Source organism: Caldibacillus thermoamylovorans (assembly GCF_000751775.1).
Classification (GTDB): Bacteria; Bacillota; Bacilli; order Bacillales; family Caldibacillaceae; genus Caldifermentibacillus; species Caldifermentibacillus hisashii.
On the sequence record NZ_CCRF01000022.1, the window covers coordinates 93,687 to 99,686 of the forward strand.

Below are 6,000 nucleotides of genomic sequence, written 5' to 3' on the forward strand. Positions count from 1 at the left end.
CCTTTTCTTTATCCATAGAAATTTTTAACTAATCATTAGCATATGGTCATATAGCCTCTGCGGATTTCACCTTTTATAGTGTGATCGAATATTTTATTAACTGCGTGCTTGTTTTGAATGTTTATAACGAATTTAATTCTCCGACTTCACATCTATGTTTGCTTTCTTATATTTCTATCTATATGACTTTAACTTGTTGTTCGAATATATGCTGCACTTTGGATAGCAAATTCATCTCCTTAGTTATTTGTATTTTCCGTTTTGCATAAAGCATTGTATCTTCGTTTTTTCATATTTGAAGAGAAATAAGGAATTTTTTTAAAAATTTTTAGTTGATTTTTTGATTAACCGATTTGTTCTGAAACATTATACTTATCGATTCAATGTATTTTAATAGGATTTTAAAATTTTTTTAAGATATTTTGGATTAATCAATTGGGTAAATAGTTATAGGTCTCCATGATTATCCTTTTAATAAAATGAGATAAATAGGTATAATGAAGATATATTAGATGCAGCAGGAGGAAGTTATATGATTACAGGGGAAATTAAAAATAAAGTAGATAAAATATGGGAAACGTTTTGGACAGGTGGAATTACAAATCCACTAACTGTTATCGAACAATTTACTTATCTTTTATTTATAAAAAGTTTGGATGAAGCGGAAACGATTAAAGAGAAGGAAGGGGAAATTTTAGGCATTCCTTTTGAAGGAATCTTTCCAGAAGATAAACAACACTTGCGCTGGCACCGTTTTAAACAGCTCGGATCCCCAGAAGAAATGTATCGTGTTGTTTCCGATGAAGTTTTTCCTTTCATTAAAAATTTACATGGTAAAGATAATTCAGCATACTCCAAGTACATGGGAGATGCGATGTTTTTAATCCCTACAGCGAATATGCTAGCAAAAATTGTTGAGGGAATTGACAATCTACCACCAGCAACTGATCGTGATGCTCAAGGGGACTTATATGAGTATTTACTTTCGAAATTATCAACTTCCGGTACAAACGGACAGTTCCGTACGCCGAGACATATTATCCAAATGATAGTTGAACTTATGAAACCAACACCAGAGGATATTATTATTGACCCTGCAATGGGGACTGCTGGATTTTTAGTTGCAGCAAGCGAATACTTACGTAAACATCACAATGACATGTTCCTTGTTCAAGGCTTAAAAGAACATTACCATAATACCATGTTCTACGGAAATGATATGGACCGGACAATGCTACGTATTGGTGCCATGAACATGATGCTACATGGTGTCGATAATCCAAATATTGACTATCGGGATTCGCTTTCTGAAATTAATAAAGATAAAGAAAAATATACATTGGTACTCGCTAATCCGCCATTTAAAGGCTCATTAGATTATGAAGCAGTTTCAAATGATTTATTGAAAATTGCCAAAACTAAGAAAACCGAATTATTATTCTTATCCTTATTTATTCGAATTTTAAAACCGGGTGGTCGGGCTGCGGTCATTGTTCCAGATGGTGTGTTATTTGGAAGTTCAAAAGCACACAAAACGATACGAAAGGAAATCATTGATAACCATAAATTGGAAGCTATAATCTCCATGCCGAGCGGAGTGTTTAAACCGTATGCAGGAGTTTCAACGGCGATTATGATTTTCACAAAAACCGGTGCAGGTGGTACAGATAATGTCTGGTTCTATGATATGAAAGCAGACGGATTTTCATTGGACGACAAACGTACACCGATTGAAGAAAATGATATACCAGATATTATAGAACGGTTTAATAATTTAGAAGCAGAAAAAGAACGGAAACGGACAGAACAATCCTTCTTCGTACCGGTTGAAGAACTACGGGAAAACGACTATGATTTGTCGATTAATAAGTATAAAGAAATTGAATATGAAGAAGTCGAATACGAGAAACCAGAAGTAATACTCAAAAAAATTGAAGTTTATGAAAAAGAAATAATAAATGGTATCAAAGAGCTTAAAGATCTAGTAAAGGATGTAGTTAGATGATTTCTAAATATAAAATTTACCCCTTGAAAAAATTTATCAAGCAAATTAGGGGAGTCTCTTATAAAAAAGACCAGATATCAGAAAAACCAATAAAAGATTTTATACCACTATTAAGAGCTACGAATATTCAAAATGGAGAATTAACATTCGAAGATTTATTGTATGTAGAACCCTCTCTAGTAAAAGATGAACAAAAGTTTAAAAAAGGAGATATTCTTATTGCTGCGTCTAGTGGAAGTAAAGAAGTTGTTGGAAAACCAGGACAAGTAAAAGAAGATGGTAATTATACCTTTGGTGCGTTTTGTAAATTAATTAGACCAAATAATAATATTATTCCAGATTATTTAAGACACTTTTTTAATACTGATTATTATTCTCAAACAATCTCACATACGATTAATGGCGCTAATATTAATAATCTTAGAAATGAACATATAGATAATTTATTAATTCCATTACCATCATTAGAAATACAAAGAAAAATAGCAGTATTATTAAATAAAGCTCAAAACTTAATGGATTGTCGTAAAGCACAAATTGAAGCATTAGACCAATTAACGCAAAGTGTGTTTTTGGAGATGTTTGGGGATCCAGTTAAAAATCCTTTGAAATGGGATATAGTAAGGCTTGAACAAATAGGAGAATGGAAAAGTGGTGGAACTCCATCCAGATCTAACAAGGAATATTTCAAGGGTAGAATTCCATGGTTATCAGCTGGCGAGCTTAATAGCATATTTACTTATTCTAGCAATGAACATATTAATGAGGAGGCATTGGAGAATTCAGCAGCAAAATTAATTGAAAAAGATAGTTTATTACTTGGAATGTATGATACTGCGGCGCTTAAATCAACAATTAATAAAGTAGAATGTGCATGCAATCAAGCTGTTGCTTTTGCAAAATTGGATAGATCAATAGTTAATACGATTTTTGTATATTATTGTATACAAATTGGTAAGAGCTATTACAAACGGCTACAAAGAGGAGTCCGTCAAAAAAACATGAACCTCACAATGATAAAAAATATACAAATTATTTGCCCTAAGATTGAATTACAAAGAGAGTTTGCAAATGTTGTAGAGAATGTACTTGAACAAAAAGAAAAACTTGAAAAAGGACTAATAGAACTGGAAAATAACTTTAATTCACTAATGCAACGTGCCTTCAATGGTGAACTATTTACGGATGAAAAAGTTTCTAACCGTTAATTAAAGGGAGGTGTCAACGTGTCCAACTTTAGCTTTTTAAAAGACAAAAAACAGTATCGAAGTTTTACAAATGCTTGTTTTGAAGCGGAGAAAGGTTTAGTTGTTAGCCCAGCTGTCAGCGCAATTCAGTCTCGCCGTGCGCTGGAGCTTGCTGTTAAATGGGTTTATAGTTATGACAGTGCGCTTAAAGTTCCTTATCAGGATAATCTTTCAAGTCTGATACATGATAGGAATTTTTTGGGTATTATTGATGAACATTTATTAAAGCTTATGGAATATGTGGTCAAATTAGGGAATCATGCTGTCCATACAAATGCACAAATTACTCGTGACAAAGCGGTATTGTCCCTCCATCATCTTTTCCAATTTATTGCATGGATTGATTATTGTTATTCTGATGAATTTACTGCTGGGGAATTTGATGAATCCTTACTTCCGGTTGGAGAAGAGAAACCGGTGCGCCCGAAAGAATTACAAGATTTATATGAACAATTAAGCGCGAAAGATAGAAAACTAGAAGAAATTATTAAAGAAAATCAACATCTTCGTAAAAGGGTAACGGAAAAACGGGAACACAATACAAAAGAAAATCACTTCCAAGTTGATGAATTAAATGAATTTGAAACAAGACTAAAATATATCGATTTAGACTTGGAACTCGCTGGTTGGGAGTTTAATAAAGATATCGTTCGAGAATACCCAGTTGTTGGTATGCCAAACAAAGAAGGCAAAGGATTTGCTGATTACGTTTTATTTGGTGATAATGGGAAACCTCTTGCTGTAGTGGAGGCAAAAAGAACATCAAAAGACCCGAAAATTGGTCGCCAACAAGCAAAACTGTATGCTGACTGTATTGAAAAAATGTCTAGCACTCGTCCAGTAATTTTCTATACAAACGGTTTGGAAACATTTATTTGGCATGATCCATATCCGCCAAGAAAAGTTTCTGGATTTTACAATAAAGAAGAACTAAGTTTGTTAATCGAACGTCGCCAAATGAAGCGTCCATTATCAAATGTACAAATTAATGATGATATTAGTAATCGTTACTATCAAAAAGAAGCCATTTTAGCAGTTTGTGATGCTTTAAGTCGTGGTCAAAGAAAGGCTCTTCTTGTTATGGCAACAGGCAGTGGGAAAACAAGAACGGCTATTTCGATTGTTGATGTTTTGACACGTCATAATTGGGTGAAAAATGTTCTCTTCTTAGCAGACCGAACTGCATTAATTAATCAAGCATACAGAAACTTTAATAACTTACTACCAAGTTTACCTTTATGCAATCTGCTAGATAACAAGGATAACCCAGAGGAAAGCCGAATCGTCTTTTCTACATATCCAACGATGATGAATGCCATCGATGAGGCGAAAAGAAAAAATGGCAAAAAACTATTTACCGTTGGACACTTTGATCTCATCATCATTGATGAATCGCATCGAAGTATCTATAAAAAATACCGCAGCATTTTCGATTATTTTGATGGAATTTTACTCGGCTTAACGGCAACCCCAAAAGATGAGATTGATAAAAATACGTATGAAGTGTTTGAAATGGAAAATGGTGTTCCGACTTATGCTTATGAGCTGGATCAAGCTGTAAAAGATGGGTTTTTAGTTGATTACCGAACAATTGAAACAAAGACAAAGTTTCTAGAAGAAGGTATTCATTACGATGATTTATCGGAAGAAGATAAAGAAAAATATGAAGAAACCTTTGATGAAGAAGATTTTAGGGAAGATATTGACAGCTCTGCCTTAAACGAATGGCTCTTTAATGACAACACCATCGATATGGTTCTGAAAGATTTAATGAACAAAGGCATTCATGTAGAAGGCGGAGACAAGCTAGGCAAAACGATTATTTTTGCGAAAAATCATCGCCATGCCGAAAGAATCGTAGAACGGTTTGACGCATTGTTCCCAGAGTATGGTGGAGATTTTGCTAGAGTCATTGATTATAGCATAAAATATGTTCAAACATTAATAGATGACTTTTCAGATAAAAGTAAAATGCCACAAATTGCTGTATCTGTGGACATGCTTGATACAGGGGTAGATATTCCCGAAGTAGTCAATCTTGTATTCTTTAAAAAGGTTCGTTCGAAAACAAAGTTTTGGCAAATGATTGGTCGTGGAACACGGCTTTGTCCAGATTTATTTGGAATTGGACAAGATAAAACGCATTTCCTAATCTTTGACTATTGCGGAAACTTTGAGTTTTTCCGTGAAAATCCAAAGGGAATGGAAACTCAAGTTGGTAAAAGCCTCACAGAAAAACTATTCAATGCCAAAGTGGATATTATCCGTGAATTACAAGGAACTGAGTATCAAACAGAAGAATATATCAAACATCGCAGTGAATTAGTCCATGAAGTAACAAGGGACGTTCTTGCGCTTGATAATGACAATTTCCGTGTTAGACAACATCTGCAATATGTGGAGAAATATAAAAATAAGGACAATTGGGTGTCATTATCAGTTCTTGATACGAATGAAATTAAAGAACATATCTCACCGATCATTGTCCCAGTTCAAGATGATGAATTTGCTAAACGTTTTGATTTATTAATGTATACGATTGAACTGGCCAAATTACAAGCGAACAATGCCACAAAACCAATTCGCAGCGTCATTCAAACGGCGGAAGCACTTTCTAAACTTGGTACGATTCCACAAGTGATGGAGCAAAAGCATGTCATTGAAAAAGTATTGACGGAAGAGTTTTGGGATAGTGCTGATATATTTGAACTAGACGAAGTGCGTGAAGCATTAAGGGATTTAATCAAG

The 6,000-nt window shown here is 34.0% G+C and carries 3 protein-coding genes; all 3 read left to right on the forward strand.

Going from position 1 to position 6,000, the window contains the following annotated elements:
- Positions 1-532: 532 nt before the first annotated feature.
- Positions 533-2,005 carry a type I restriction-modification system subunit M gene (locus BT1A1_RS03305; RefSeq protein WP_034768068.1) on the forward strand — a complete coding sequence of 491 codons (1,473 nt, stop codon included), beginning with the start codon at positions 533-535 and terminating at the stop codon, positions 2,003-2,005.
- A complete protein-coding gene (locus tag BT1A1_RS17720) occupies positions 2,002-3,213 on the forward strand; it encodes a restriction endonuclease subunit S (protein WP_072012635.1) in 1,212 nt (403 codons plus the stop codon). The genes BT1A1_RS03305 and BT1A1_RS17720 overlap by 4 nt, the downstream gene beginning before the upstream one ends.
- A gap of 18 nt (positions 3,214-3,231) precedes the next feature.
- On the forward strand, positions 3,232-6,000 hold a 2,769-nt coding region (locus BT1A1_RS03320; RefSeq protein ID WP_034768070.1), incomplete at its 3' end, for a DEAD/DEAH box helicase family protein.

Coding starts and splice junctions, on each gene's coding strand:
- BT1A1_RS03305 (WP_034768068.1), top strand. CDS start 533: ATGATTACAGGGGAAATTAAAAATAAAGTAGATAAAATATGGGAAACG.
- BT1A1_RS17720 (WP_072012635.1), top strand. CDS start 2,002: ATGATTTCTAAATATAAAATTTACCCCTTGAAAAAATTTATCAAGCAA.